The 26,861-nt window shown below is 65.9% G+C and carries 24 protein-coding genes; 11 read left to right on the forward strand and 13 right to left on the reverse strand.

The features are described from left to right. Positions 1–12: 12 nt before the first annotated feature. Together ACFPZL_RS00080 and ACFPZL_RS00085 are read right to left on the reverse strand one after the other, a co-directional pair. Positions 13–945: a bifunctional DNA primase/polymerase gene (locus ACFPZL_RS00080; RefSeq protein ID WP_218114175.1), complete on the reverse strand. Its 933-nt coding sequence runs from the start codon at positions 943–945 to the stop codon at positions 13–15. Further along, the gene (locus ACFPZL_RS00085) at positions 945–2,024 is read right to left on the reverse strand and encodes an ImmA/IrrE family metallo-endopeptidase (RefSeq protein ID WP_218114176.1); all 1,080 of its coding nucleotides are present in this window, start codon (positions 2,022–2,024) and stop codon (positions 945–947) included. Before ACFPZL_RS00085 ends, ACFPZL_RS00080 begins: the two co-directional genes overlap by 1 nt. Before the next feature lie 310 nt (positions 2,025–2,334). Here ACFPZL_RS00085 and ACFPZL_RS00090 point away from each other — a divergent pair, with 310 nt between their 5' ends. From ACFPZL_RS00090 to ACFPZL_RS00125, 8 genes are all read left to right on the forward strand, one after another. Next, positions 2,335–2,766, forward strand: a complete 432-nt coding sequence (locus ACFPZL_RS00090) for a hypothetical protein (protein ID WP_129392781.1) — start codon at positions 2,335–2,337, stop codon at positions 2,764–2,766. A 59-nt stretch (positions 2,767–2,825) separates the two neighbouring features. Next, on the forward strand, positions 2,826–3,290 hold the full coding sequence (locus tag ACFPZL_RS00095; protein WP_013601295.1) for a hypothetical protein: 465 nt from the start codon (positions 2,826–2,828) through the stop codon (positions 3,288–3,290). Beyond that, positions 3,287–4,297, forward strand: coding sequence for an MAB_1171c family putative transporter (locus ACFPZL_RS00100; RefSeq protein WP_026926277.1), 1,011 nt, complete (start codon positions 3,287–3,289; stop codon positions 4,295–4,297). Before ACFPZL_RS00095 ends, ACFPZL_RS00100 begins: the two co-directional genes overlap by 4 nt. A 98-nt stretch (positions 4,298–4,395) precedes the next feature. Further along, on the forward strand, positions 4,396–5,430 hold the full coding sequence (locus ACFPZL_RS00105) for an alpha/beta hydrolase (RefSeq protein WP_100811335.1): 1,035 nt from the start codon (positions 4,396–4,398) through the stop codon (positions 5,428–5,430). Positions 5,431–5,565: 135 nt separating this feature from the next. Then, the gene (locus ACFPZL_RS00110; protein ID WP_013601292.1) at positions 5,566–5,826 is read left to right on the forward strand and encodes a helix-turn-helix domain-containing protein; all 261 of its coding nucleotides are present in this window, start codon (positions 5,566–5,568) and stop codon (positions 5,824–5,826) included. Next, on the forward strand, positions 5,823–6,467 hold the full coding sequence (locus ACFPZL_RS00115) for an N-6 DNA methylase (RefSeq protein ID WP_218114177.1): 645 nt from the start codon (positions 5,823–5,825) through the stop codon (positions 6,465–6,467). The genes ACFPZL_RS00110 and ACFPZL_RS00115 overlap by 4 nt, the downstream gene beginning before the upstream one ends. After that, on the forward strand, positions 6,464–8,140 hold the full coding sequence (locus tag ACFPZL_RS00120; RefSeq protein WP_236021810.1) for an Eco57I restriction-modification methylase domain-containing protein: 1,677 nt from the start codon (positions 6,464–6,466) through the stop codon (positions 8,138–8,140). The genes ACFPZL_RS00115 and ACFPZL_RS00120 overlap by 4 nt, the downstream gene beginning before the upstream one ends. Then, the gene (locus tag ACFPZL_RS00125) at positions 8,133–10,703 is read left to right on the forward strand and encodes a DEAD/DEAH box helicase family protein (RefSeq protein ID WP_218114178.1); all 2,571 of its coding nucleotides are present in this window, start codon (positions 8,133–8,135) and stop codon (positions 10,701–10,703) included. Before ACFPZL_RS00120 ends, ACFPZL_RS00125 begins: the two co-directional genes overlap by 8 nt. Positions 10,704–10,992: 289 nt before the next feature. Here ACFPZL_RS00125 and ACFPZL_RS00130 read toward each other — a convergent pair whose 3' ends face one another. Then, the gene (locus ACFPZL_RS00130; protein ID WP_188551966.1) at positions 10,993–11,382 is read right to left on the reverse strand and encodes a heavy metal-responsive transcriptional regulator; all 390 of its coding nucleotides are present in this window, start codon (positions 11,380–11,382) and stop codon (positions 10,993–10,995) included. A 152-nt stretch (positions 11,383–11,534) separates the two neighbouring features. Here ACFPZL_RS00130 and merA point away from each other — a divergent pair, with 152 nt between their 5' ends. Then, positions 11,535–12,857: a mercury(II) reductase gene (merA, locus tag ACFPZL_RS00135; protein ID WP_236021854.1), complete on the forward strand. Its 1,323-nt coding sequence runs from the start codon at positions 11,535–11,537 to the stop codon at positions 12,855–12,857. A gap of 222 nt (positions 12,858–13,079) precedes the next feature. On the opposite strand, the gene ACFPZL_RS00140 is transcribed toward merA, so the two are convergent. From ACFPZL_RS00140 to cmtR, 4 genes are all read right to left on the reverse strand, one after another. Next, the gene (locus ACFPZL_RS00140; RefSeq protein WP_100810821.1) at positions 13,080–13,682 is read right to left on the reverse strand and encodes a cadmium resistance transporter; all 603 of its coding nucleotides are present in this window, start codon (positions 13,680–13,682) and stop codon (positions 13,080–13,082) included. 76 nt (positions 13,683–13,758) lie between these two features. After that, positions 13,759–14,283: a signal peptidase II gene (locus tag ACFPZL_RS00145; protein ID WP_236021811.1), complete on the reverse strand. Its 525-nt coding sequence runs from the start codon at positions 14,281–14,283 to the stop codon at positions 13,759–13,761. A gap of 47 nt (positions 14,284–14,330) precedes the next feature. Beyond that, positions 14,331–16,235 (reverse strand): heavy metal translocating P-type ATPase, encoded by a 1,905-nt coding sequence (locus tag ACFPZL_RS00150; RefSeq protein ID WP_236021812.1) that lies wholly within the window; start codon positions 16,233–16,235, stop codon positions 14,331–14,333. Further along, entirely contained in the window at positions 16,232–16,591 is a 360-nt protein-coding gene (gene cmtR, locus ACFPZL_RS00155) for a Cd(II)/Pb(II)-sensing metalloregulatory transcriptional regulator CmtR (RefSeq protein ID WP_218114179.1), read from the reverse strand. The genes ACFPZL_RS00150 and cmtR overlap by 4 nt, the downstream gene beginning before the upstream one ends. Before the next feature lie 111 nt (positions 16,592–16,702). On the opposite strand from cmtR, the gene ACFPZL_RS00160 reads away from it, so the two are divergent. After that, positions 16,703–17,038 (forward strand): hypothetical protein, encoded by a 336-nt coding sequence (locus ACFPZL_RS00160; RefSeq protein ID WP_146048015.1) that lies wholly within the window; start codon positions 16,703–16,705, stop codon positions 17,036–17,038. A gap of 7 nt (positions 17,039–17,045) precedes the next feature. Here ACFPZL_RS00160 and ACFPZL_RS00165 read toward each other — a convergent pair whose 3' ends face one another. Then, positions 17,046–18,170 carry a DNA cytosine methyltransferase gene (locus ACFPZL_RS00165; RefSeq protein WP_229745258.1) on the reverse strand — a complete coding sequence of 375 codons (1,125 nt, stop codon included), beginning with the start codon at positions 18,168–18,170 and terminating at the stop codon, positions 17,046–17,048. 234 nt (positions 18,171–18,404) lie between these two features. Here ACFPZL_RS00165 and mobF point away from each other — a divergent pair, with 234 nt between their 5' ends. Next, positions 18,405–22,013: a MobF family relaxase gene (mobF, locus tag ACFPZL_RS00170; protein WP_218114258.1), complete on the forward strand. Its 3,609-nt coding sequence runs from the start codon at positions 18,405–18,407 to the stop codon at positions 22,011–22,013. A 19-nt stretch (positions 22,014–22,032) separates the two neighbouring features. On the opposite strand, the gene ACFPZL_RS00175 is transcribed toward mobF, so the two are convergent. From ACFPZL_RS00175 to ACFPZL_RS00195, 5 genes are read right to left on the reverse strand one after another with little or no spacing between them, the layout of a single operon-like run. After that, positions 22,033–23,337, reverse strand: coding sequence for an SAVED domain-containing protein (locus ACFPZL_RS00175; protein WP_013601254.1), 1,305 nt, complete (start codon positions 23,335–23,337; stop codon positions 22,033–22,035). Continuing rightward, positions 23,334–23,864, reverse strand: coding sequence for a Mov34/MPN/PAD-1 family protein (locus ACFPZL_RS00180; RefSeq protein ID WP_013601253.1), 531 nt, complete (start codon positions 23,862–23,864; stop codon positions 23,334–23,336). Before ACFPZL_RS00180 ends, ACFPZL_RS00175 begins: the two co-directional genes overlap by 4 nt. A gap of 23 nt (positions 23,865–23,887) precedes the next feature. Beyond that, positions 23,888–25,201, reverse strand: coding sequence for a HesA/MoeB/ThiF family protein (locus ACFPZL_RS00185; RefSeq protein WP_328798003.1), 1,314 nt, complete (start codon positions 25,199–25,201; stop codon positions 23,888–23,890). Then, positions 25,173–25,787 carry a hypothetical protein gene (locus ACFPZL_RS00190; protein WP_013601251.1) on the reverse strand — a complete coding sequence of 205 codons (615 nt, stop codon included), beginning with the start codon at positions 25,785–25,787 and terminating at the stop codon, positions 25,173–25,175. The genes ACFPZL_RS00185 and ACFPZL_RS00190 overlap by 29 nt, the downstream gene beginning before the upstream one ends. Beyond that, the gene (locus ACFPZL_RS00195) at positions 25,784–26,749 is read right to left on the reverse strand and encodes a nucleotidyltransferase domain-containing protein (protein WP_013601250.1); all 966 of its coding nucleotides are present in this window, start codon (positions 26,747–26,749) and stop codon (positions 25,784–25,786) included. The genes ACFPZL_RS00190 and ACFPZL_RS00195 overlap by 4 nt, the downstream gene beginning before the upstream one ends. Positions 26,750–26,861: the final 112 nt, after the last annotated feature.

The following is a 26,861-nucleotide window of genomic DNA, read 5'->3' on the forward strand; positions in this document are numbered from 1 at the left end:
CCGATTCACGCCTCACAGCCCGGCCCTCCCCAGCGCTGCGGATGGTGGGCTTTCCGCGCGACCGAACCAGCGACCCGCGCTCTGGCTCCGGCCGCCGGGCGTCACTTCGGATGCGGGCTGGGTGGCTCGGTAGGCGGAGCGAACGGTCGTGGTGATCTCGCGATCGCCCAGACCCGCCGACTGTGCCGCAGCCCCCAGAGCATCGAGCGCGTCCGTGGCCGAGACGCCGTTCTCGGCGAGGCGGCAGGCGGCCCAGAACAGACCCCGGTTCCGTTCGCCCTCGCCCCGCCCGGCGACCCACGCCGCCAGCCGCTTCCCATCCACGGCCACTGAGGTGCCCTCGGCGCGTGGTGGGGCGACGGGGCGCGGGTCGAGGAAGTCCCGCAGACGGCCCGCATCGACCGTGCCGACCGAGTGTGCGGCGATGTCGGCGACCTCGTAGAGCCTCACGTTCCCGTCGATGATTCGCCGGGACGGAGGGGCGATGATGTAGCCGCCGTCGCCCCGGAAATCGACACCCACGTCCGCCGCCTGCCACGACCGCTGCTCCTTGCCCGGTGTCGCAGGGAAGTACACGTGCGTGCCTCCGGTGGGTGTGCGCGCCAGCAGACCCGCGCCGTCGACGAGTCCCGCGTCGGTGGCGCGCTGGTACGCCGCGCGGCCGTCGTGGGGGCCGTGGACATCGACATCGACGACGACAACGCCGGATGGAGCGCCGGTCGGGATGCCGATGTTCGCGTTCGGTGTGCGCGACCACCACGCGGCAACCTGTTCCGGGTCGCTGCTCGCATCGAGGAACCCACGGCGGGTCAGCGGACGCTTCCCCTCGACGACGCACGGAAACACGGGCACGCCAGCCGCCGCGAGGCTCCGCGCCGCGAGCCCCAGGCTCGGTGAACGATCCACGCGAATGAGCGCCGCCAGGACATCGAATGCTTCGGGCATCACAGCCTCCGCCCTGCCAGCGCTGGCGCCGACGCAGCACGCGGACGATCGGTCTCCACCGAGTTCGCAGCCGTACGGGAGGTGCGCGGACTGGGAGCGTCGCGTTCGAGTCCGGGCGGGGTGCCGTCGCCGACCTGGAGCGTGTCGAGCTGGTCGAGGATCGCCAGCGCGGTCTTCCGCACCCGCTCGCCGGTGGACTGCACCACCTGGACGGGCTCTTGGCCGTCCACGCGGGCGGCCCAGGTCGAGACGTACGGGATCGTGTAACCGGCAGTGTCCATGCCGTGCGCGGCACCGATCATCAGCGCCACGGACTCGGCTTCGACCTCGCGGATGCCGCGATGCTGCCGCGCCTCCTCGTCGTCGGGATCGTGCATCACAACGTGCGCCAACTCGTGCGCGAGCGTCTTGACCTGAGCGGCAGGGTCCATGTTCTCCCGCACCGCGACCGTGCGCGCCTCGTAGTCGGTCATGCCGTTCGCTCCGGAGATCATCCCCTCGTGCGGCACCCGCAGCACCTCGAACCCCGCGCCGCGAATCTGCCCGGCCAGCCCCTCCCACAACCCCGCCGGTGCTTCGCCTTCCAGCAGCGTCGGAGCGGGCGGCACCGGCAGCGGCTCGCCGTCGGTCTGCGAGGCATCCCACACGTAGGCCGGCCGTGCTCCGACCATCCGCGAGCGCACCACCTCGCCTGCCTTCGGCTTCTCCCGCGGCCCGAGCCGTCGCCACGAGCCCGCGTCGGCAGGGGTCGCAGTGGCGAACCTGCCCGTCACGGGCGCGAAGATCATGTAGCCCGGCTGGCCCTTCATCACCTGGCGCCCGAGTCCCTGCCACTGCCGGTATCCGGCAACCAGAGTCGGGAAGGGTTCGGGCACGCGGCCGGCCTCGAACGCGGCTTCGTGCTGCACCCAGATCAGCATCGTGTTGTTGAACGACCGCGACCTGAACCGTGCTGCGAAGGCGAGCGCCTGCCGCCAGTCGTCACCGGAGACCAATGACTCGACCGCGCCGGTCAGCTTCTCGTGCAGCTCGTCGAGCTTCGCCTCTCGCGCCGCGCGGGCGTCCTCGTTCGATGCCATGCTCCGGCCTCCTTTTCGGTGGGCCGCGGCGCGGTGGCGCGCGGCGGTACACCTGGCAGGTAGGCGCGAACACCCGCGCCCGGACCGTGAGCTGGACATCGTTCACCTCCTTGAGGCAGCCCGAGCCGAGACCGGGACACCACGTTGAGCATGCTCAACGTGTCCCGGAGTCCTGTTCTAACATCGACCGTTGAGCATGCGCAACCCTTGATTTGTGCATGCTCAACGAGTACGGTTGAGCATGTACAACCACCTTCTGGGTGGACTACATCGATGCCTTGCCCGTCGCGAAGGGAAGGGGGTCACCGCCATGACCGAAGACGAGAGCCAGGCTGCGGCCGAAGACCTCGCCAAACGTCTGCGGCTCCTGATGGATGTCGCCGTCGCCGAGTCCGGCACTGAGCCGACCTACTCGCAGATCGCCGACTACCTCCAAGAACGAGGCACCAACCTGTCGCGGTCGCGCTGGACGTACATGGTCAACGGCCACCGCTACGTCCAAGACCCCGCCGTCTTCGAAGGGCTCGCCGCGTTCTTCGACGTGGACGCCGCGTTCCTGCTCGGCGAGGACGGTGCCGCCACGCCCGAGAAGGTCTCAGCACAGCTCGACCTGGTTCGGTCCATGCGTGCCGCGAAGGTGAAGTCCTACGCTGCCCGCACCCTCGGCGACATCTCGCCGAAAGCACTCCACGCCATCACCAAGTTCCTGGACGAGGAAATGACACACATGCCCGAGCACTGACCGGTACCGCACGATGGAGCCGCCACCGGTCCCTGCTCCCTACAGAGAAGGGGCGAACCGTGAAGATCGAACAGACCGTATCGGCGGCCGTCGCGGGCCTTGAGCTCGGCAATACCTTCGCCCTTGACGATCTCCTCCACACCGTCCAAGACCGGCGGCACCGTAGGCTCCGCGTCGTCGAACTCGCAGACCTCGACACCCACGACGGCCTCTGCGCGCTCTGGCTCTCCACCGATGCCGAAGACGTCGTGCTTCACGCCCGCAGCGACTCCGCGCTGCATCGCCAGCAGTTCGTGCTCCACGAGCTCGCCCACATGATCCTTGGCCACGGCGAAGGCGACGGCTGTGCAGTCGGGGAGGTACTGCTGCCCAACATCCCGCCGTACACCAGAGGTCGCCTGCTCAGGCGGCAAGACCTCGACAGCGAAACCGAGATCGCCGCCGAGTCCCTCGCCGACCGGCTCGCCGCCGGCATCCGAGGGTCGGTGTTCGCAGAGTCCAGATACTCGGAGATATTCGGATGATCCAGACGCTCGTCGCAACGCTCATGTGGGCGCTCGTGGCGAGCCTGCTCATCTTCCGACGCAAACGCACCGACCGAAGCATCACCTACGCCGCCCTCACCATCGCCATCGCGATGACGCTCAACGTGGATGCCGCCTACAGCGCCGTCGATCGACTGCTCGGTGGCACCAACCTCGCCACCCTGATCGCGGACGCGCTCCTGATGACCGGGCTGTTCTTCCTCGGCCGCGGCGTCATGAAGACCGGCGAGTACCGGCCCAGGCTCGTCCGAGCCGCCGTCAGCATCCCCGTCCTGCTCGTCGCGCTGCTCGCGATCACCGCATCGTTCCTGCTCATCGACCGCGGCACCACTACCACACGATTTATGATCGACCTCGGCGCACAGCCAGCGGCGGCGGTCTACTCGATCATCAACTTCACCTACTGCCTCGTCATTGTCGTGGCGATGCTCGTCCTCGCCATAAGGCAGTACCGGCACAACACCGGCATCCAGCACCTCCCCGCGGCACTGTTGAGCCTGGGGTCGGCGTTCGGCGTCGCGCTCTGCCTCGCCGTGATCGTCATGGACGTTGCCCACGCCACGGGCCACCTCGACCTCATGCACACTATCCAGTCCGCCTACGATCCGCTCTCCGTCCTGACCTTCGTGTTCCTCTGTGCCGGGTTCGCGATCCAGCCTGCCGTCCGTCGCGCTCAGCACCGCGCCCGGCAGAGGCAGACCGTCGCCCTCACAGCGCAGCTGGAGTCGCTTTGGCACCAGGCGACGCGCGCACGGCCCGGGCTGAGCCAGGCCGACCCCCTCGCCGCCAGTAGCGAAGACCCCGAAGGGCACCTCCACCGAGTGATCGTCGAAATCCGCGACGCGATGATCGACCCTCGCATCACCTTCGACATCAGCACCGACGACCGCGACCTGCTCGAACGCGCCGAGAGCCACCTCGTCGGAAGCGACAGTGCCCTCGCGACGACCTCGCCCGTTCCCTACGTCGAGGAGCGGGAGTCGTGATAGGCCGCATCGCTCTCGGCGCTGGGGCCGCGGCGGCAGCGGTTGCCGGGGTCGGGTGGGCCATCGCGCGGCGGCTCACCGCACCCGTCGGCCCACGAATGTTCGACCTCACCGTTCGAGGCGTCGAGTACACCGACGACGGCGACCTGATCGTGCTCGACCGCACCGACCAGGCCGCCGCGCCAGGCATCTACAATCTCTGGTTCGAGCACGGCGGCTGGGCGCAGCTCGCCACAGATACCGTCGATCGAGGACCCACCCGCGTCGCTCGCAGGATCACGGGCACCACATCGGGTTTCACTCCGAAGACCGGCGATTGCGCCTCCTGGAGCGGCATCTACTACGCCACCCCAGCCGACGCCGGACTCCACACACGCGACATCACCATCACGACCCCCGCAGGACCATGCCCGGCCTGGCGCATCGACGGCGACCTCGCGACCTGGGCCATCCACATCCACGGCCTCGGCAGCACCCGCGCCGGCACCCTCCGCGGCGTCCTCGCCGCAACCGAACTCGGCTACACCTCCCTCGTCGTCAGCTACCGCAACACAGCAGAAGGGCCGCGAGTTGGCACCGGCCGGACGACCTTCGGCTACGCAGAGACGAGCGACGTTGACGAGGCCATCGGGTACGCCGTCCGACGAGGAGCCGAACAGGTCGTGATCTTCGGCTGGTCGATGGGTGCCGCTGTCGCTCTCCAGCTCGCCGACCACCCGCGACATCCGGGACTGATCGCCGCGCTCGTACTCGACTCCCCAGTCCTCAACTGGACCGAAGTCATCAAGTCCAACTGCGCCCGCAGCGGATGGCCTGCAGCAGCCGGGCACCTCGCGATCCCGTGGCTCACCCTCGACCCACTGGCACGCACAGTCGGCCTGCCAGGACGCATCCCACTTCCCACCTTCGACTGGACATCCCGAGCCGTAGAGCTCAACACGCCGACCCTGATCCTCCACGGCACCCGAGACGACTCCGTGCCGATCCGGCTCTCACAAGCACTCCGAGACGCTCGCCCGGACCTCGTTGAGCTTGAGACCTTCGATGCCGGCCACACCCTCTGCTGGAACAGCGATCTGGACCGCTGGCGGAACACGGTGACCGCCTGGCTCAAGGTGCGCATCCCACGCTGATCGGCAGAACGCAGCGGCCACTCTCGAAACCCGTCTCGTTCGGCCACGCCCGGAGAAACCCAACTCAAGCCGTACCTCAGCCGGTATCATCGTGGGTGTTGGCCTGCCTGGGCCATTGAGCGAGGGAGGACCAACGTGGCTGAGCCGTGGCTGTCCGCAGACGACATCGCCGCCCACCTCGGGGTCACCAAAGACACCGTCTACACCTGGATCGCCGAGAAGGCCATGCCCGCCCACAAGGTCGGACGCCTCTGGAAGTTCCAAGCCAGCGAGATAGACGACTGGGTGCGCGCGGGTGCGGCGGCCAGTGACCAAGAGCTCCACGTAGCCCATCCCGGTGTCGGTGGACGCTCCTACGCTCATGACAACGACGAGCACGGGGAGGGGGGAAGATGAACCTGAAAGACGCCCAGCGCTTGGTGAAGTCCAAGCAACGCGTTGCGGACCACGGCGAGGTGTTCACGCCGGCGTGGATGGTCGAGGACATGCTCGACCTCGTTAAGCACGAGTCTGAGCGGATCGACTCCCGCGTACTCGAACCCGCCTGCGGCTCGGGCAACTTCCTCATCCCCGTCCTGGCTCGCAAGCTCGCCACGGTCGAGCTTCGGCACGGCAAGAGCGAGTTCGAGAAGCGCCACTACGCATTGTTCGCGCTCATGTGCACCTACGGTATCGAACTTCTCGCAGACAACGCCGAAGAGTGCCGCCACAATCTCGCCGAGGTGTTCAACACATTCTTGTGTATCGGCAACGATGACCAGTGGGCGCGAGCGGCCCGCGCGGTTCTCGCCGTGAACATCGTCCAGGGCGATGCCTTGACCATGACCGTGCCAAGCGGCCAGCCGATCACCTTTCCTGAGTGGGGCTACCTCGGCAAAGGCAAGTTCCAGAGGCGCGACTTTCGCTACGACGACCTCACTCAGCGCGCCTCGTACGAGGGAACCCTATTCGGCGAGCTCGATGACGAGGACCTGTTCGTCCCCGCGCAGACTTACCCGACGATGACCGTCAGTCAGATCGCCGAGGCCGCCGCGTGACCCTTGCACCTTTCACCCTCCGAGGGCACAACCCGGATGTGTTGACGTGCATCGCGAACCTCTCCAACGATGAGGTCTTCACCCCGCCGGAGTTCGCGAACCAGATGCTCGACACGCTTGCCGCCGCGTGGGCAGACGCCAACGACGGCGCCGACATCTGGACCAAGCCCGATGTCACGTTCCTCGATCCTTTCACCAAGTCGGGGGTCTTCCTTCGCGAGATCACTCGCCGCCTCACCGACGGACTGATCCTGACGTTCCCTGACCTCGCCCAGCGCGTCGATCACATCCTCACCCGTCAGGTTTTCGGCATCGGGATCACACAGCTCACTGCACTGCTGGCTCGCCGGAGTGTCTATTGCTCGAAGTTCGCCAACGGCCCGCACTCGATCGCCAGGTCGTTCACGACCGAGGACGGCAACATCTGGTTCGATCGCACGGACCACGCCTGGGGCGGTGGCAAACGCGAGTTTCGGGTTGATCCGCTTACGCGCGAAGAGATCGCCGTCTATACCAACCGCAAGTGCACCTACTGCGGTGCTAGCGAAGGCAGCTACGCACGCGGTGACGACTTGGAAACTCACGCCTACGCATTCATCCATACCGACGACATCAGAGCTCGGATCGCCGAGCTGTTCGGAGACAACATGCAGTTCGACGTCATCATCGGCAACCCGCCCTATCAGTTGGGGGATGGAGGCGGTGGTGGCGGCGCGTCGGCCACGCCCATCTACAATCTCTTCGTCGAGAAGGCACTCGCGCTCGACCCTCGCTATGCCGTGATGATCACCCCGTCGCGATGGTTCTCGGGCGGGAAGGGTCTGGACGATTTCCGGGATCGGATGCTCGCCGACCACCGCTTTGCGAAACTCATCGACTATCCGCAGCTGTACGACGTCTTTCCTGGCGTGAAGATTCGAGGCGGCGTGTCGTACTGGTTGTGGAGTCGAGACCATGAGGGACCGTGCGAGGTCACCACCAAGATCGGAGACGAGGCTATCGGCGAACCCGCACTTCGGATGCTTGACGCCTATGACGTGCTCGTGCGTCGCAACGAGGGCGTGCGGATTCTGGACAAGGTGAGGGCGCACAGAGTTGACGGAGAGTCGGAGCCTCTCCTCGGCGATGTGGTGTCTGCCAGGAAGCCATTTGGGCTGACGAACCAAAGGGGCAAGGCGACTCCGGTCGGGTTGAATGATCCAGTCCTGGTGTATGGAAACCAGACTGAGTCGTACATGGAGCGATCTGCGATTACGAGCAACGTCGAATGGGTCGACAAGTGGAAGGTCTTATTGGTCAAGGCCCACGGAACGAGTGGCCGCGATGACGTTACGATTCTGGGCGAACCGGTCGTGGCCGGCCCAGGTACCGCGTGTACCGAGACCTACCTCGTGATCGGGGTTGTGGACTCCGAAACAGAGGCTCGGAATCTGGCCATCTACATGCGGACGCGCTTCGTTCGATTCCTCGTCTCGCTTCGCAAGATCACCCAGAACATCACTCGCGACTCCTACCTGTTTGTCCCAAGGCTCTCGATGGATCGAGTCTGGACTGATCGTGACCTCTATGAGCGCTACGACATCGATAGTGAGCAGGTTTCATTCATAGAGTCGTTGATCGCCGAGCGTCCGAGCAACGACGTGCCTGGTTCCGATGAGGACGGCGATGAGTAGAGACATCGATCAGCTTCTCCCGGAGAAGCCCGAGGCACGACTGCGTATCTATGCGTGGTCGCCGAACGATCCACCAGTCGGCTACGCGGGCCTTCTCAAGGTGGGACAGACGACGAAGGCGGATGTGAACGCGCGCATCCGCGAGTCTCAGGGGCAGATGCAACAGGCATACACGCTGCACGTTGATGAGCTCGCCGAACGAGGCGACGGGACGGTGTTTCGCGACTCAGATGTGCGCCAACGGCTGATCGACAAGGGCTTCGAGAACCCGATCTTCGGCTCAGCGCGAGAGTGGATGCGGTGCACCCCAGACGATGTGCGCACGGCGATCACTGAGCTTCGCACAGGCGTGAAGCTCAGTGGAACCCATCATGAGAAGTTTCCGATGCGCCCGGAGCAAGCCAGCGCCGTGGACAAGGCCGAGGGCTACTACGAGTCCATCTGGGCCGAGGACTCTCACGCGGTGCCACGGTTCCTGTGGAACGCCAAGATGCGCTTCGGGAAGACCTTCGCCTCCTACCAACTCGCGAAGCGGCTCGGCGCCAAACGCATCCTCGTGGTCACCTTCAAGCCCGCAGTGGAGGACGCCTGGCAGACCGACCTGGAGTCTCACGCCGACTTCGACGGCTGGCAGTACCTCTCCTCGGCCACCGGGGGCAACCCAGATGAGGCGGACAAGACTCGGCCACTGGTCTACTTCGGTTCGTTCCAGGACCTACTCGGGCGAGATCGGAAGACCGGCCTCATCAAGGCGAAGAACGAGTGGGTCCACACCACCAACTGGGACCTCGTCATCTTCGATGAATACCACTTCGGTGCGTGGCGAGAGTCCGCCAAGGAGCTGTTCGAGGGCGAGGACGAGAAAGTCAAGCAGAAGGAACTGGCCGCGGAGTACAACGACGGCCTCGTGGCTTTCGACGAGGAGCTTGACGAACTCGGCAACGACGAGGACGACTTCCTGCCGATCACCACCCGCGCCTACCTGTACCTGTCGGGCACGCCATTCAAGGCGCTGGCAACCGGTGAGTTTATCGAGGAGCAAATCTTCAACTGGACCTACACCGATGAGCAGCGCGCCAAGGCCGAGTACGCCGTCGCGCAACCGGACGCCTGGAACCCGTACGGGGCACTCCCGGAGATGCGTCTGTTCACGTACCAGATGCCTGACGAGTTGATTGCCGTTGCGAATCAGGGAGAGTTCGACGAGTTCGACCTCGACGAGTTCTTCGAGGCAAAGGGCGCCGGCAAGGACGCCGAGTTCACCCGCAAGACCGACGTGCAGAAGTGGCTCGATCTCGTCCGCGGCGCTCACCTGCCCACCCAGGTCGACGCGATGCGAATGGGCACCCGCCCGCCATTCCCGTACTCCGATGTCCGACTCCTGCCGTACCTTCAGCACTCGTTCTGGTTCCTGCCCAACGTTGCTGCCTGCGAGGCAATGTCGAACCTGCTCGCGGAGAAGCAGAACGTGTTCTGGCACGACTACAAGGTCCTCGTCGTCGCGGGTCCCGGCGCGGGCATCGGGCTGGATGCTCTCCCGCCAGTGCGGGCGGCGATCGGCGACGGCCACGACACGAAGACGATCACCCTGTCGTGCGGCAAGCTCACCACGGGCGTCACCGTCAAGCAGTGGTCCTCGATCCTGATGTTGCGCAACCTCAACTCACCCGAGACCTACTTCCAGGCAGCCTTCCGTGTGCAGTCACCGTGGTCGATCAAGAACCCCGACGGCGACAACCCAAGCGCCGAAGCCGTCCTCAAGCCGGTGTGCTTCGTGTTCGACTTCGCGCCGACCCGCGCGCTGCGTCAGATCGCCGACTACGGCGCGGGCCTCTCACCGGAGACGCCGAACCCCGAGCAAGCCGTAGAGGAACTCGTGAAGTTCCTGCCCGTGTTGGCCTACGACGGGTCGAACATGACCCAGGTCGATGCCGGCGGCATCCTCGATATCGCCATGTCGGGCACCTCCGCGACCCTCCTGGCCCGCAAGTGGGAGTCCGCGATCCTCGTCAACGTCGACAACGAAACCCTGCGCAAGATCATGAACAGCCCCGACGCCCTCAACGCCGTCATGAACATCGAGGGTTTCCGTGCACTCGGCAACGACATCTTCGAGACCGTCGTGAACAAGAGTGACGTCGTGAAGAAGGTGAAGAAGGAGAAGGGCGAGGACATCACTCCGGCGGAGAAGAAGGAGCTGACGGCGGAGGAGAAGGAGTACAAGTCCAAGCGGAAGCAGATTCAGGAGAAGCTGGTCAAGTTCGCCACCCGCATCCCTGCATTCATGTACCTGACCGACTTCCGTGAGAACACTCTTACCGACGTCATCACCAAGCTCGAACCCGGCCTGTTCCGCACCGTCACCGGACTGACCGTCGAGGACTTCCACCTCCTCGTGAATCTCGGCGTCTTTAACGCCACCCATATGAACCAGGCCGTCTTCGCCTTCCGCCGCTACGAGGACTCCTCCTTGTCCTACACCGGCATCGAGTCCCACAAGGGCCTGCGTCGCTACGGCCTCTACGACACCGTCGTCGCCGTCAACGACGAGACCGTAGTCTGACCACCCGTCAGCCCGTATCGAGAGAGCCGCATGTCCTTCCAGACCCGGCGCAGCATCGAGGAGATGCTCACCGCCATCCACAAGCGCGAGTATCTGATGCCAGCTATCCATCGTGAATTTGTCTGAAGCACGGATACCCTGTCGGCTCCTTCCTGCTCTGGAACTTCAAGCCCGAGACCGCGCAGTCGTACACGTTCTACGAGTTCCTGACGAACTACCACGAGCGCGACAACCTTACGCGGACAAGACAACGGTTCCCTCCGGGCAGCAAGACCCTTCAGCCGATTGGTCAGAGGTACCGGCAGATCGACTCGGGTGTGCAGGCCTCCGGCGACGTCTGTGCTGCGTTCGCGCGGAGCTCGGCGACGCTGGTACGGAGCAGGCGGAGATGCTCAAGCTGCTCGTCGATCTCGACCAGTCGCCGGTCGAGGAGGTCTCGAACATGACCGCACGGCGACCCGCCCGCGTCACGTACTTCGAGGATCTCGGCGGTTTGCGCGAGGGTGAGCCCTGCTGCGCGGGCCCGGTCGATGAACTCGAGCCGCTGCACCGCCTCGTCGCCGTAGTTGCGGTACCCGGCCGGGGTACGCTCCGGAGGTTGGAGCAGCCCGCGCTCCTCGTAATACCGCAGCGTGGACGCCCTCGTCTTCGCCTTCCCCGCGAGTTCTCCGATCCGCATCGTCACCTCCGCCACCGACTTGACCTTCAAGCATACTTTAAGGTCCATTCTTTCAGGAGTGGCCGCATGAGTGGCCGGTTCGAACTTGAGGAGGCATCGTGACACAGCACACAGAGGTTGATCTCGTGGTGATCGGGACGGGCGGGGCGGCGATGTCCGCAGCGATCCACGCGCGCCTCGAGGGGGCCAGCGTGGTCGCCATCGAATCGGGAACCCTCGGCGGTACCTGCGTGAACGTGGGTTGTGTGCCGTCCAAGACGCTTCTCGCGGCCGCGCACACCCGGCACTCCGCCCTCACGAACCCGTTCTCAGGCGCCCCCAGCTCTGCTGGGATGGTCGATCTCAGCGCGCTCATCGAGCAGAAGGATGATCTGGTTGGGATGCTCCGCCAGACCAAGTACGCCGACATCGCCGCTGCCTACGGGTTTGACATCCTCCCGGGCACTGCAACGTTCACAGACGCGGGAACCCTGCTCGTGGATGGACGACCGGTGCGCGCGAAGTCGTATCTCGTCGCCACCGGCGCCGAGCCGCACGTGCCGGCAATCCCTGGGCTTGAGCAGGTTGATTACCTCACGTCGACCACAGCGATGGAACTGACGGAACTGCCCGCGTCGCTCGTGGTGATCGGCGGTGGCTTCGTCGGCCTGGAACAGGCGCAGCTGTTCGCCCGGCTCGGAGTAGAGGTCACCGTCATCGGTCGGCTCGCCCCGCACGCCGAACCGGAACTGTCATCCGAGCTCCGCAAGGCCTTCCTGGCCGAGGGGATCAGCGTCATCGGCGACCGCGCAGCCACGATCACCCAGCACGAGGGCCTGGTCCAGGTGACGACCCGCAACGGGAAGGACGCGACCGGTGAACGTGTCCTCGTTGCCACCGGTCGCACCCCGCGCACCGAAGGGCTCAACCTTCCTGCTGCGGGTATCGCGACCGACGAGCGCGGCTTCGTCATCGTAGACGAGCAGCAGCGGACCACGAACCCGGCTGTGTTCGCCGCCGGTGACGTCACTGACGTGCCCCAGTACGTGTACGTCGCCGCGAGGACTGGGAAGATCGCCGCGCACAACGCCCTGGGTCACGACGAGCGAGTCGACTACACCGGGTTGCCGTCTGTGCTGTTCACCTCACCCCAACTGGCCTCCGCCGGGATCACCGAAGCCAGCGCCATCGCCGCCGGATACCGGTGCGCCTGCCGATTCCTACGACTTTCCGACGTGCCCAGGGCCATCGCCAACCACGACACACGCGGCGGCATCAAGGTCGTCGCCGACGCCGACACCGGCAAAGTCCTCGGTATCCACGCCCTCGCCGACACCGCTGGGGAGATGATGCTCGCCGCAACCTACGCCATCACCGCCGGATTCACCGTCACCCAACTCGCCGACACCTGGGCCCCCTACCTCACCATGGCCGAAGGCATCCGCCTCACCGCGAACCTCTTCCGCAACGAACTCCCCACCTCCTGCTGCGCCTGACACAAGAGCCGGGCCCAGCGATGTGGTGATCCAAGTGATATCCGCGACGCCTTCAACACCGGCACCGACCGCGTGATCGACGCCTACGCGGTCAGCGTGGGCTCAGTTGAGGCAGCGGCGCCGAGCACGTCGTCTGGGCCGCTCACACGCGGAGCGCACCGGGACACTCAGCCGCCAGGTAGCAACCACAGCACGCTGCCATCTACGCAGTCGGCTACGAGTTCAGAGGCCGAAGGCACCACCACTGACGAGGATGAAGATGCCCAGGCCGATGAGCACGATCGGGAACAGGATGTGTTCCCAGCGTTCCAGGAGTTCGGCGATCGGTCGGCGGGTGGCGACGAACTTGCCCAGGCCGACGAGGGCGGCGACCAGGGCGAGGAACACGATGCAGTACGCCACCACGGCCGCTGGGCCCACGCTGAGGAAGACCGGGACGTAGACGCCGATGTTGTCCCCGCCGTTGGCGAAGGTCACCCCGGCCACCGTCCACACCCCAACCTTCTTGCCCTCGACCTTTGCCTCATCGTCATCGTCGGCACCGCGGTTGCGCCAGGCTTGCCACGCAGCCCAAAGTCCCAACCCCAGCGGAATGAGTCCGAAGTAGGGGATGACCTCCGGCGGCAGGAACGCTCCCGCCCCGAGCGTCACCAGCACGGAAGCGCCCAGGATGCCAGCGAACCCGAGGTACTGTCCGACCAGGATTCGGGCGGTGGTCCCGCGCCGGCCCGCGCCTCGGGCGAAGAACAAGGAGAGCACGATGATGTCATCGATGTTCGTGGCGATGAATAGGCCGATCGCCTGCAGGACGGAGGACAGGATCATGCGCCCACCGCCGCGTTACAGCCGCCTGGCGACCCAGCGGTTCCGGCAGCCGCGTGCCGTTGATACTCTGCGACCATCATTGTCCGTTCCTGGTGTGGTTTGGGCCTCGGAGGTAAAGCAGTACGCCCAGGGCGACGCCGAAACCGAGGATGACGTCGGCAAGGTTGCCGATGAACAGGTTGCCGTAGGCGAGGAAGTCGGTGACATGACCGCGGCCGAATCCGGGAGGGGCGAACAGCCGGTCCAGGAGGTTGCCGACTGCGCCGCCCCACACCAGGCCGATCGCGACCGCCCACCCGGCCGATGGAGCGCGCGCGGCGGCGATGAGCAGGGCGATGGACGCCGCGGTCGCGATGACGGTGAGCAGCCACGTTGAATCGGACCCTAAGGACATGACGGTGCCGGGGTTGAACGCGAGCTGTAAGCCGAGCCAGTCTCCCAAGAGCGGGATTGCGGTCATCCTCGCTGAGCTGAGCTGAGCGAGGGCGAGTGCCTTGCTGCCTTGGTCGATCAGCACCGCGCCGGCGGCGACGGCGCACGCGAGCAGGAACCAGCGGAGCCGGACGCGCGCCGCCGCCGGGCCGGCAGAACTCGCTTCCACGGCATCCGCTTTTCCCGGGGAGGGAGCGGAGCCGTCAAGGGGATCGGTCATGCCTTCGTGCGCCGCGCCGCGCGGAGCCCGTTGAGGATGACGACGACTTCAGCGACCTCGTGTACAAGCACGACCGCGGCGAGCCCGAGGACTCCGGTGATCGCGAGCGGCAGCAGCGCCACGATGATCGCGATCGACAACACGACGTTCTGGTTGATGATGTTGCGGCCGCGGCGGGCGTGGGCGAGGGCCTGTGGGATGAGGCGCAGGTCGTGGCCGGTGAACGCGACGTCGGCCGACTCGATCGCAGCATCGGCGCCCTTGGCTCCCATAGCGATCCCCACATGCGCGGCCGCCAGCGCGGGAGCGTCGTTGATGCCGTCCCCGATCATGGCAGTGGGCTGAGACTTCGACAACTTCGCGACGGCGGTGGCCTTGTCCTCGGGGCGCAGCTCGGCGCGCACGTCCCTGATGCCGGCCTGGTCGGCCAGCGCTGCGGCGGTGCGGGCGTTGTCGCCGGTGAGCATCGTCACCCCGATCCCGCGGCGGTTCAGCGTGGCGATGACCTCGGGAACCTCTGGGCGCAGTTCGTCACGCACCCCGATCGCCCCGGCCGGCTGGTCGCCTCGGTGCACGATGACGACGGTCATCCCCTCGGACTCCATCGCCCGCACCTGGTCGGCCAGTGATCCGGCATCCAGCCAGCGGGGGCTACCGACGGCGAGACGGGCACTACCGAGCGTGCCGGTGATGCCGCGCCCGGCGGTCTCGGTGACGTCGTGCGCGGTCGGGGCGTCGGGGACGGCCTTCGTGATCGCGGCGGCCAGCGGGTGCGTGCTGTGACCTTCCAGGCTCGCCGCCCACGCCAGCACCTCATTCTCGGTCGCGCCGGTGGTGACGACGCGGGTCACCGTGGGCTCGTTGCGGGTCAGCGTGCCGGTCTTGTCGACGGCGAGGTGGCGGATGCCGCCGAACCGCTCGAACGCGGCCCCGGACTTCACGACCACACCGAACTTCGACGCCGCGCCGATCGCGGAAACAACGGTGACCGGGACGGCGATCGCCAGCGCGCACGGCGAGGCTGCGACCAGCACCACCAGAGCGCGGGTGATCCACAGCTCAGGGTCGCCGCTCAACAGCGACCCAAGCACGCCGACCAGCACGGCGAGGATCATCACGCCGGGCACCAGCGGGCGGGCGATCCGGTCGGCCAGGCGGGCACGGTCGCCCTTCTCGGCCTGCGCCTGCTCGACCAGCTCCACGATGGTGGTGAGCGAGTTGTCGGTGCCGGCGGCGGTGGCCTCGACCTCGAGCACGCCGGTGGTGTTGATTGACCCGGCCGAGACGTCGGTGCCCGGTTCGACCTCGACCGGGATCGATTCACCCGTGATCGCGGACGTGTCCAGGCTGCTTCGCCCGGCCCGCACGGTGCCGTCGGTGGCGATCCGTTCGCCCGGCCGGACCACCAGGACATCCCCGACGCGCAGCTCCTTCGCCTCGACCTCGGCGGTGGCGTCGCCGCGCTTGACGAGTGCGGTGTCGGGCACGAGCTTCAACAGCGCCCGCAACCCTGCGCGGGCGCGGTCCATCGCCTTGTCCTCCAGCGCCTCCGCAATGGAGTACAGGAATGCCAGCGCGGCGGCCTCCTCGACGTAGCCGAGGATCACCGCGCCGGTCGCGCTGATCGTCATCAGCAGCCCGATGCCGAACTTGCCCTTGGTGAACAGCTTGCGCAGCGCGCCCGGCACGAACGTGTAAGCGCCCAGCAGCAGGCCGATCCAGAACAGCACCAGGCCCGCGGTCTCCGCGCCGGTCCACTCGCACACCAGGCCGGCGGCGAACGCGACGCCGGAGGCGATCGGGATCAGAACGCTCGGGCTCCGATACCACGGCCGGTCATCGTCATCATCGTGGTCGTCGAGGTCGACGTGCTCGACCTGCGAACCTGTGACCGCGCTCACGCCCGCACCTCCCCCGCCTGGCAACCCTCGACCCCGCAGTCCGGGTTCATGCACGGCACGCTCTCGTCGACCGCAAGCGTGACATCCACCAGCGCCGTCAGCGCGCGGGCCAGGTGCGGGTCTGCCACCTCGTAGCGGGTCTGTCGGCCCTCGGGCTCGGCCACCACGATCCCGCACCCGCGCAGGCATGTCAGATGGTTCGACACGTTCGAGCGCGACAACCCCAGCTCGCGGGACAGCACCGCCGGGTAGCTCGGCCCGGCCAGCAGGGTCAGCAGAATGCGGGAGCGGGTCGGGTCGGCCATAGCTCGGCCGAGCCGGTTCATCACGTCGAGTCGACCGGAAATAGTCAGCATACGATGACTATACACTGTACGATGTATATTCGGCGCCAGGTGTCCTCACGAGCGGCGAGTCAGTTGACAGCTCCCTACCAGCGAGCGTGGCGAAGTGCTCGAAGATCCGTCGTGGAGAATATGTCCCGTTCCTCGGTGCCGGCGTCCCGCTCGATTAAGGTCGACGACTACTTGGCCGCCGCATGCCTGCTGCCGAACCTTCAGTTGCTGGGTGGGGCCGCCAACATCGAGAAGCAGGATGGACTGCCTGCGGAGTGGATGGACACCGCCTTCCCGAGCGAGAACAAGCGAGCTACGTACCTTGCCGAGGACGACCTCGACGGCCTTCCGCTCGACTTGGCCGACTTCACCTCGTTCTTCGAGCAGCGCAAGCAGCGAGTCCGGGTCCGCCTGCTCGCCGCTCTGGGAACGACACCGGGAGCACCGGAGGACGCCGCTCTCGCGTAGCCCACGTTCACGCGGCGAGCAGTGACAGCGCGGACACAGCCTGGAGGGGTAGCACTCCGTTGCCGAGGGCGGTGATCTGTTGATTCTGCGTCAGGTCGCCGCTATCGGTGACCCATCCAGTCGGCAGGCCCATGAGCCATTCGACGAATGCCGGTGCTGGGCGGGGGCCGTCGGCGTCGTTCAGGAGGGCTGGCGCTTGCGCGGGTCGCCCGGTGATGTGTTCCCAACGAGTGATGGCGTCGGCGTAGCGTCCCCATCGCTGAACAGTCCGTCGATCAGCGACCACAGCGTCTCCGATTCGGCTCTCCTGTTCGATGAGCCACCCGGTCCGTGGAGGGCGAAGTCGATGATCTGGTGCGACAGCGCAATCGTCCCTCGTCTCGCTCGCACCTGGTCGAGAGTCTCTCCACCGCGCGATGAGTCCGTCGCCAGCGGGGTGCGGAACAGTGCGCCGGGCGAGGGCGAAGATGCGGAAGCGTTGGTGAGGAGCGCCGACAAGGGAAGCCGGTAAGCCGATCCATCCTGCATCCAGCCGCAAGTCGGCCAGATCGCCGAGAACGGCGCCGAGAGCCCGAAGAGGTCGAGTTGCGTAGTCTCCCAGATGCCACGGGTCGGGTTCCACGTTGCGAAGGGTTGCGCCGTCGGGGGATGCATCGCCTGGGTTGCGTCGGTCATGGTTATCTCCTTCTGCGGATGGCCGCGTCGCGGGTGAGGACAGCAGCCCGCGGACGTTCTCGATGACGACCCATTCGGGCTGGAGCGCGTCGATGGCTACGGCCATGTGCGCCCAGAGACCCGAGCGCGTACCCGGAGCAAGGCCGGCGCGCTTGCCTACCGTGGAAACGTCTTGGCACGGGAATCCGCCGATGAGGATGTCCACGGGCTCGACCTGACTCCAGTCGATGGCCGTGATGTCGCCAAGATTCGGAGCTTCGGGCCAGTGGTGCGAGAAGACGCGGGCGACGGGCGCGTTGAGTTCGGAGAACCACACGGTCGTGGCGTTGAATACGTGCTCGACGGCGAGGTCGAGGCCGCCGTAGCCGCTGAACAGCGACCCGATCCTGAGTCGTGGTTCGCCGCTGATGTCGAGGTCGTGCATAAAGTCTGCTCCGGTGAAGGTCGTCCCCGGCATCCGTGCCTCGTTGAGCACTGATGCCGAGCTGGCCAACTGTCAGGTGCACAACTCCGGCACGCCCGCAGCTCGTCGAGCCACGCGAGCGACACCGCCCGACGCCCCCATCTCCGGCCTTCGCTCTGACCGCCATCCGAGGTCACACGCGTCTTGCAGATCGAGGTAGCCGGGCATTACCGCGGCAGAGGTCACCGGGTGAGGGTGCTCACCTGCCCGGCAGGAGCGGAGGTGAGCATGACGGTTTCGATGCGCGTGATGTCGGCAGGTGACGGCTATAAGTACCTGCTCAAGACCGTCGCGGCAGCCGACGGCAACAGGCCGCTCTCGACGCCACTCACTCGCTACTACATGGAAGTAGGCACCCCGCCCGGCCGCTGGGTCGGCGCGGGCGTAGCGGCCCTCGGCAAGGGCGAGATTCAGTTGGGCGACCGAGTATCAGAACACCAACTCCAGCTACTGATGGGGACTGGCCATGATCCGATCACCGACCAGCCGCTCGGTCGTTCCTTCCCGACCTACAGGAGCCAGGCGGAGCGGATCGAGGCGCGCATCGCCGACCTCGAACCGACGATGACGCCTGGCGCCAAGGGCGAGGCCGTCGCGCAGATCGTTGCCGAGGAGACTGCCCGGAGCACACGACGCGCGGTAGCTGGCTTCGACTTCACCTTCTCGATCCCGAAGTCCGCGTCAGTGTTGTGGGCGGTCGCAGACGCCGGGGTCCAAGCGCTGATCGCGGAGGCGCATCATCGAGCGGTTGCGGAGGTGGCTGCGTTCATGGAACGCGAGGTTGCAGCCACCCGCACGGGCGCAACCGCCGGAGATGGCGCGGTTGCGCAGGTCGATGTCACCGGACTCATCGCGACCGCATTCGATCACTTCGACTCCCGCGCCGGCGACCCCCACCTCCACACGCACGTCGTCATCAGCAACAAGGCCAAGACCGTCCTCGACGGGAAGTGGCGCTCGCTTGACGGCAGACCGATGCACGCCGCCGTCGTGGCGCTCTCCGAACTACACGAAGCCGTGTTCGCCGACCACATGACGCGCACCTTCGGCCTCTCCTGGGAAGCGCGCGAGATGGGCCGTGACCGGAACCCAGCATGGGCGATCACGGGAGTCCCAGAAGAACTGGTCACAGAGTTCTCTACCCGCGCCCGCCACATCGACGCCGAGAAGAACCGGCTCATCGACGAGTACGTCGCTCAACACGGACGCCAACCATCGAACGCAACAATCCTCAAACTGCGAGCCCAAGCCACACTCGCGACCCGCCCAGAGAAGCAGGTCCGATCCTTGGCTGACCTGACCGCCGAGTGGCGGGACCGCGCCACGAAGACGCTCGGCCGGGACGCGACGACGTGGGCACGCGAGGTCACCGACAACGACAAGCCGCTCCTGCTGCGCGCCGATGACGTGCCGCTCGACGTGATTGGCGAGTTGGGGCGTTCGGTCGTCGAGGTGGTCGGTGAGAAGCGCTCGACCTGGCGGCGATGGAATCTCATGGCCGAGGCATCCCGGCAGACGATGGGCTGGCGCTTCGCCACCATGCAAGACCGGGAAGCCATCGTCGCGATGACCGCCGACGCCGCCGAACTCGTCTCGCTCCGGCTGACTCCGCCTGAACTCGCAGCCTCTCCGGTCGTGTTCCGCCGGCCCGACGGCAGCTCGGTGTTCCGACCGAAGAGCTCGACCGTGTTCACCTCCGAGACCCAGCTCGCGGCCGAGGACAGACTCCTCGAACGAGCGGCGAACTTGGCCGGTCCGACAGTGCCTCTCGCAACCGTTGAGACGATCACGCGCAGTCCTGACGCAGACGGCCGGATGCTCGGCGACGACCAAGCCGACGCCCTGACCCGCATCGCGGTATCAGGACGCCTCCTCGATGTTCTCGTCGGCCCCGCCGGGGCGGGCAAGACCACCGCCATGAACGCACTCCGCCGCGCCTGGGAGGCCGAGCATGGCTCCGGGTCCGTCGTCGGGCTGGCGCCGTCAGCGGTCGCAGCCCAGGTCCTCGCCGACGATCTCGGGATCGCGACGGAGAACACGGCGAAGTGGTGGCAGAACCACCTCCTCCACGGCACCACCTTCGAGGCGGGCCAACTCGTCATCATCGACGAAGCCTCCCTCGCCGGCACCCTGTCCCTGGACCGCATCACCCACCTCGCCCAGAACGCGGGCGCGAAGGTACTCCTGGTCGGCGACTACGCCCAACTGCAATCCGTAGACGCCGGCGGCGCGTTCGCGATGATCGCCAGAGACAGAGCCGACACCCCCGAACTTGTCGACGTTCACCGCTTCACCCACGCCTGGGAGAAGACCGCCTCACTCGAACTACGCCAGGGACGAACCCAAGCCATCGACACCTACCTCGTCCATGAGCGCATCACAGATGGCGACGGCGAGGCCATGACAGAGGCCGCCTACAACGCCTGGCGCGCCGACCGCGACGCGGGACTGGTGTCTGTGATGATCGCCGAGACCCATGAAGACGTGACCGCACTGAACCGGCGCGCCCGCGCCGACCTGATCCTCAACAAGACGCTGAACCCCGACCGCGAAGTCGAACTGCGCGACGGCACCGCCGCAGGCGTCGGCGACACCATCATCACGCGACTCAACAACCGGAGCCTGCGCACCCTGGCCGGGCGGGACTGGGTGCGCAACGGCGACATCTGGACCGTAACCGCCGTCGGTGACGACGGGACCATCACCATCGCACGCGACTACGGGACCGGCACCTCGATCCGCGACGACGGAACCATCAGGGCTGGCAGGCGCGCGCGCAGGTTCGGCGGCGGCATCGTCCTCCCCGCTGCGTATGTGGCTGAGCATGTCGATCTCGGCTACGCAGTCACCGCCTACCGCGCCCAAGGCGTCACGACCGACACCGCGCACGTGCTGGTCGAACCGACCTCGACGAGGGAGACCTTCTACGTCGCGATGACCCGAGGCCGGCACTCGAACCACGCCTACGTGACTCTCGACCGCGCCGACGACCACGCGCAGCCACACCCCGGCGACGACCCGCATGCCACTGCGCGAAGCGTGCTCTACGGCATTCTGCAGCACAGCGCGGCCGAACTCTCGGCGCACGAGACCATCGTGGCCGAGCAGGAGCAGTGGGGCTCCATCGCGCAGCTCGCCGCCGAGTACGAGACCATCGTCGCCGCTGCCCAGCACGACCGTTGGGCCGCTCTCGTCCGCGGCTCCGGGCTTACCGCGGAACAGGCCGAGAGCGCCGTCGAGTCCGATGCGTTCGGCCCGCTCGCGGCTGAACTCCGCCGTGCCGAAGCCAACCATCACAATGTCGATGCGCTCCTCCCGCGCCTCGTGGCCGCGCGCGGATTCGGCGACGCCGACGACATCGCCGCCGTTCTCCGCTACCGGGTCGAGCGGGCGACCGCGCGTCCCGCAGGCTCCGGCAGGACACGCAAGCCAGCGCGACTCATCGCCGGCCTCATCCCGCAGGCGCATGGCATCATCGACGCCGAGATGCGAGCAGCCCTTGACGAGCGAGAAGCGCTGATCGAGGCCCGTGCCGACGCCGTACTCGAAGCTGCGCTGACCGAGAGTGCACCGTGGACGAACGCCCTTGGAGCGCCTCCCGCCGACCGACGACGAGCCACAGCGTGGCGCAAGGCCGCACGCGTGATCGCCGCATACCGCGACCGCTACCGCGTCACCGACGACGCACCCCTCGGCACCCTGCCCGAGTCCGCCGCGCAGAAGATCGACGCCGCCCGAGCACGAACTGCCCTCGATCGAGTTCGTGGCTTCATCGCTGAGGTGAGCGAAGTACCGCAGCATTCACAGGGACGCTATGGCGCCGAGCGCTCACTCTGAAGCGCGCCGACTGCCGTAGTCAACACGCATCCGGGAGAAGCACCTCTTCGATCACCCCTGCGCTTGCAGACGTACGTACACGAAGGGTAGGCACGTACCTTGCGCGGTGATCTTCACCAGTGATGGGATCGGAGTCATCCCACTCGTGGACGACCACGCGCAGGGTATTGGTGAGCCTCCCGATGAGCAGCGCAAGTGGGAACGGGCACCGTAGCAGGAGGTGCACCTCGGCGTTGGAGTTGTCGTTCGACAGGGCACGAATGTGCGCGGCAACGTCGGCGGCGATCAGGCCTGCATCAGAGGGGTCGAGTAGCGTGCCGCTCGCACTTGTGAGATGACGCCAAGCCGCGAGAAACGGTTCGTGGGCTTCGATGTACCGAACGAAGGCGGTGTCGCTGCGTTGCGGCAGGAGATCGACATAGACGGCTACGGAGGGCCGGCCGGCTGTGATCGCCGAAGGACTTCGCCCCTCTCCTGCGACTTGTACTTGTGGTTGGGCGATGAACCGCGCTTCACCATCGCTCGCCCAAGTGGCGCCCTGTTGGTCAATCACGTCCATGTGTCCGATACGAGACGATGGCAGGGCAGCCCCGACTGCGAAGGCCACGGAGAGATGAGCCCCTCCAGCGACACGTAGGCGATGTGCCCCAGAACGGGTCACTGCATCGGGGAGGAGACCGATGGTGTCCTTGAGGTCTTGGAGTCCGCCGACGCTCGGAAGCCGCTCATGAACAGAGGGTCGGAGCCGGATGTCCAGTTCGTCGCCGGTCCGGTCATAGACCTGTGGCGTGTTTCGAGTCTGGAGGCTCAGATGGAACGTTTGGTCGGTTACCTCGATTCGCTCGCGAAGAGACGCGATTCGGTGCCAGACGAAACCACGGATCAATGCGAGCAGACCGTTGCGTTCAGCGGGCTGCTGATCTACACCGCTCAAGGTGCCGGGACGAAGTTCCAGAAGACGGTCGGGAGCGTTGTAATCTGTTCCGCCGTCTTCTGTCTTCACCGAGTTGGTGATGCCGAGTGCAAACACTTCGTGGTCGGCATGTAGGTCGAGGAGTTGGGGTGCTTCCAGCGTCTTCACGACTCTGCTGTTCACCACGTCTGGTGTCGTCACGAGAACGCCGCCGGAGATGCCGACCGCTATCGCTTGCTTGAGTCGCGCCTCGGTGTCGCCTGGGGGCAGATCGTCTCGGTCCCGCCAGACAGGGATGCCGGCGGCGCGGAAGAGCCAGGCGAGCTCCGCAGCAACATCCGTGCCATCGTTCTGGCGGTACGAGATGAAGACAGGGTCTACGGGGTCAGGAGTGGCGGAACCGGATGTCATGGCATCTCCTTGTGTTCTTCAGCGATGAAGGCGGCGTGCCTCACCGCGTCATTGGCGTCTGCGCTGTTTCCAGCAGGCGCGATAGGCAGCCTCGTGGGTATCACTGGCCAGATTCGGTCCCGTTCTATCAGCCAGGTTGCAACGACCACTCGTGCCGATGAATCGAACCCGGCGATGATTGCGATGAAGTGGTCGAATCCCAATTCGGGATCGTTCAGATGGCGCATGTACGAGTGGAGATCGATCTCGCTCGGGGAGAGTCCTCCGGTTGGGTGGGTATGCCATTCGCCTATCCACTGGCTACTGTCCTCCAGCCAGGCGGAGTCCGCAAGATGCCGAGCATGGTCGAGGTCTCGCATAAAGCTGCGTTCGCCGTGGGTGGCGTTGGGCCCAGGTCCGCCAGCGTGCCTGATATCAATCCCATCGCGGCCGTCGACTCCGAGCAGGATTCCGCCCGTTTCGAGTCCATCGGTGGATCGCGAAGCTTCGCGCGCAATCGAGCTGAGCGCGACGTCGGTGATCGTCACCGGGGGCACCTTTCCTCGACCTGTCATCCTGGCGAACAGGTGGGGCACGATGTGCGGGGTCTGGGGATGGACGACCACCGAACATCGCCGGCTTGGCTGAGGTTGAAGGGAGCTGCCAGGTCACCTGCTGGTTGGAGACCGATGATGGCGTGTTCGCCGGGAACCTGCTGGGTGTGGTCGCCGTGAAGCGATTCCAGCAGCGTCGCGACGGCTACTTTTGCGGCGAACGTGCCGATGTATCGGAGATCAGGCGGCACAGCCGTCATCGGCTGATGGACGCGTCCGGTGCCGTACTCCAACTCCTGATCGGCCTCAGCGTCCATCGCCCCTTGATCTGCAAGCTGCTGCCGTAGACAGAGGAGACATCCGAAGCGGGACGTAGGACGTAGCCTGATGACTTCTCCGATCGAGCCACTGTCGAGCACACACGCCAAAACCGCCGCCTTCTGTGCGCGCCTGGACAGGTGGCTGACGACGCGCCTGGGAGCAATGCCGTCGGCGGCACAGAGCACCAGATCGACGCTATTGACGATGGGCCGGATATGGTGGGCCTCGGCAACCACGTCACGTCTGTGAGCTACCACGGTCTGCTGCGGCCAGTGTCGGGCGAGGTGATCCTTCATGGCCGCTACCTTGAATCGCCCGACGCTTTCGGCTCCGAGAGCGTGGCGGAGCATGTTGTGCCAGAGGAATCGGTCCGGGTCGACGAGTTCCACACGTCCGACTCCGTACCCCGCGAGGGCCTCTGCTGCGGCGCTCCCGATGCTGCCGCAGCCCACAACCATGACGCTATTGGTGGCGAGTTGCTCGATCGGCCACTTGCCGGCCAATTGCGCCAGGCCAACAACTTCTGGCTCGATCTCGATAGGGAGCGGTTCCACACCGTCGCGTCGGACAGCCCATCCCGCAAACTCCGAAGCCCCGGCCTCTACCAGCTCCGGTGGAAGGTCGGGGTCGTGGGTGACAACCACGCCAAGGTTGTTGCCGGGGTCGGCGACGCCTGGCACCAGCTCCCTGAAATCCTTGAACCCGATAGAGACATCGGGGCGTCTGGACAAGAAAAGATGGTGAAGATGAGCGTCGTTAGGTGCCACTCTGATCCACTGAGCTGCATGGTGGGGGTCGCCCGAGCGAAGCGCGGCGTACTCGCGGGGGACTTCGGCTGGGAGACGGATGTCTTTGCCGGTTTCCACGGCCTGGACGACGTACATATCGTCTGCGGGAGCACGGCGGAGCACCAGTGATCCGCGCGAAAGGTCGGAGCCTGCGATCTTAGTGACCGCGTCTCTGGGCATCACGATGTAGGGATTACGGGGAGGCATCCGCGTCTCCCACATCGTTCGGGTCTGGTGTTGCAGCTGCTTGCTGAATCGCTTGGTCAATCAGGTGGTCGTGCGATGGGTCAGAGACGATGCCATTGACCGACATCTCATCAATGAGCCCGGCCTTCATGAGGGCGTACTCGATCCGCCACCCCGATGCTTTCGCCAGAAGCTCGGTGAGACTGGCCTCAGGCTGCCAGCCGCCATCGCTCTGGAGCAGGCAGAGTGATCCTCCTGGAGCTACATGCCATGCGGACTGTGTCTGTTCCCAGACCGACGGCTTCGGATCGAGGGAGTAGATGGTCGGCGGAACCATCGGGTGCGCTGCGGAGTAGGCGACGAGCACCCGCAGTTCCTGGTCCCCGAGCAGCGCATCGAGAGCTTCGGGCTTCGGCCTCTCGAAAGGCCAGCGGGGGAGGACGCCGATCCATCCGCCGTGCGGCAAGCCGTCGTCTGCGGGGCTCTGGAATTCGAGTAACGGCGCGAATGCCTGGACCTCAATTTGGTCGCGCGCCAGTCGCGCAGGTTCACACTCAGTCCAGAGCACGGGGCTGAGCGCCGTGGTGCCCGCGTCGTGATCCGGTCCTGTTGCGCGAGTCATCCCTGCGGAGTGTCCTTCACCGGCCGGGGCGCCGCGGGCACGACCGCAGGCGCCGGGTTGCCAGTGGAGGCGGGAGGCTTCGGGAAGTCGTCGCCAAAGACCTCGCCCCAGTGCTTGATCGCGGCGGCAGTGTCGTTGTTCACCTGCGCCCGGAAGGCCCTGATGGCGTTGTCTCGTGCGGATCGAAGGGAATCGACGAACTCGTCATAGTCGATGTCAGGCTGAATCGGTCCGCAGAGCCCAGCAGGATCGGCGACTTCGTTCCCACCCTCGATGTGGTAGCAGGCACTGACGAAGAACTGCTTGATCGCAGCGGGCTGGTTGACGTCCGTCGGCAGGAAGTCGAGCGCGAGGACCTCCATGACGAGAGACTTGATCTTGGTGTCTTGCTCGGCAGCCCACCACTTGAGCATCCGAACAGTGCCGGCGAACTTGTTCCACTGCGCGTGCCGATCCGCCACTTCGGCGATCAGGAACTCTGGGTCGCAAGCGACCCAGTCTTCCGAGAGTGCTTCCGGAATAAGGAGCCGCCCATCGCGGCGAAGCGCAGGCATGGCATCAACCGTGAACGCGTCAGGATCGTCGGGGTCATCCAGGAAGCACTTGACGGCATGGTTGCGCCACCGGGCCACCCGGACGGCGTGGTCGTAGGTGCCGTTCGTCGCCCCGAGCAGCGCGTTGACACGCCCGCGCGTGTAATCGAGAGCATCCGCGGCGGAACCTCCCGGAGTTCCCCACTCAGGATGCTCCTCCTGATCGAAGACGACGATCACATCGACGTCATGGATCGGGTCCTTGTGTGTCCCTCGCGCGAGCGATCCGGACGCGATGACTTCCTTCACGTCGACCTCGGCCCCGAAGGCATCCTTGAAGAGATCACGTCGAGTGCGGGCTTCGCGGACGTGCGCGATGTCGGCGTTCACGACGTCCTGGAAGGTCTTGAAGGCGTCAGTCACGCTCATAGTCGTTCTCCTGATTGGTTCGTCTGGTCGATCACCGTAGCCACTGCCACCGACATTGCTATTGCTGTGCGGTGCGGAGCGCGGCACGGTGCCTACTTCTTCTTGCTGCCCC

It is taken from the genome of Leucobacter soli (genome assembly GCF_042659205.1).
GTDB lineage: Bacteria > Actinomycetota > Actinomycetes > Actinomycetales > Microbacteriaceae > Leucobacter > Leucobacter soli.

Excerpts from the sequence above, each read along its gene's own strand:
- ACFPZL_RS00185 (WP_328798003.1), bottom strand. The coding sequence starts at position 25,201 with ATGTGGGAGACGCGGATGCCTCCCCGTAATCCCTACATCGTGATGCCC.
- ACFPZL_RS00130 (WP_188551966.1), bottom strand. The coding sequence starts at position 11,382 with ATGCGGATCGGAGAACTCGCGGGGAAGGCGAAGACGAGGGCGTCCACG.
- mobF (WP_218114258.1), top strand. The coding sequence starts at position 18,405 with ATGACGGTTTCGATGCGCGTGATGTCGGCAGGTGACGGCTATAAGTAC.
- ACFPZL_RS00080 (WP_218114175.1), bottom strand. The coding sequence starts at position 945 with ATGCCCGAAGCATTCGATGTCCTGGCGGCGCTCATTCGCGTGGATCGT.
- ACFPZL_RS00190 (WP_013601251.1), bottom strand. The coding sequence starts at position 25,787 with ATGACTCGCGCAACAGGACCGGATCACGACGCGGGCACCACGGCGCTC.
- ACFPZL_RS00105 (WP_100811335.1), top strand. The coding sequence starts at position 4,396 with ATGTTCGACCTCACCGTTCGAGGCGTCGAGTACACCGACGACGGCGAC.
- cmtR (WP_218114179.1), bottom strand. The coding sequence starts at position 16,591 with ATGCTGACTATTTCCGGTCGACTCGACGTGATGAACCGGCTCGGCCGA.
- merA (WP_236021854.1), top strand. The coding sequence starts at position 11,535 with ATGTCCGCAGCGATCCACGCGCGCCTCGAGGGGGCCAGCGTGGTCGCC.
- ACFPZL_RS00195 (WP_013601250.1), bottom strand. The coding sequence starts at position 26,749 with ATGAGCGTGACTGACGCCTTCAAGACCTTCCAGGACGTCGTGAACGCC.
- ACFPZL_RS00090 (WP_129392781.1), top strand. The coding sequence starts at position 2,335 with ATGACCGAAGACGAGAGCCAGGCTGCGGCCGAAGACCTCGCCAAACGT.
- ACFPZL_RS00165 (WP_229745258.1), bottom strand. The coding sequence starts at position 18,170 with ATGCCGGGGACGACCTTCACCGGAGCAGACTTTATGCACGACCTCGAC.
- ACFPZL_RS00140 (WP_100810821.1), bottom strand. The coding sequence starts at position 13,682 with ATGATCCTGTCCTCCGTCCTGCAGGCGATCGGCCTATTCATCGCCACG.
- ACFPZL_RS00100 (WP_026926277.1), top strand. The coding sequence starts at position 3,287 with ATGATCCAGACGCTCGTCGCAACGCTCATGTGGGCGCTCGTGGCGAGC.
- ACFPZL_RS00125 (WP_218114178.1), top strand. The coding sequence starts at position 8,133 with ATGAGTAGAGACATCGATCAGCTTCTCCCGGAGAAGCCCGAGGCACGA.
- ACFPZL_RS00115 (WP_218114177.1), top strand. The coding sequence starts at position 5,823 with ATGAACCTGAAAGACGCCCAGCGCTTGGTGAAGTCCAAGCAACGCGTT.
- ACFPZL_RS00175 (WP_013601254.1), bottom strand. The coding sequence starts at position 23,337 with ATGACATCCGGTTCCGCCACTCCTGACCCCGTAGACCCTGTCTTCATC.
- ACFPZL_RS00085 (WP_218114176.1), bottom strand. The coding sequence starts at position 2,024 with ATGGCATCGAACGAGGACGCCCGCGCGGCGCGAGAGGCGAAGCTCGAC.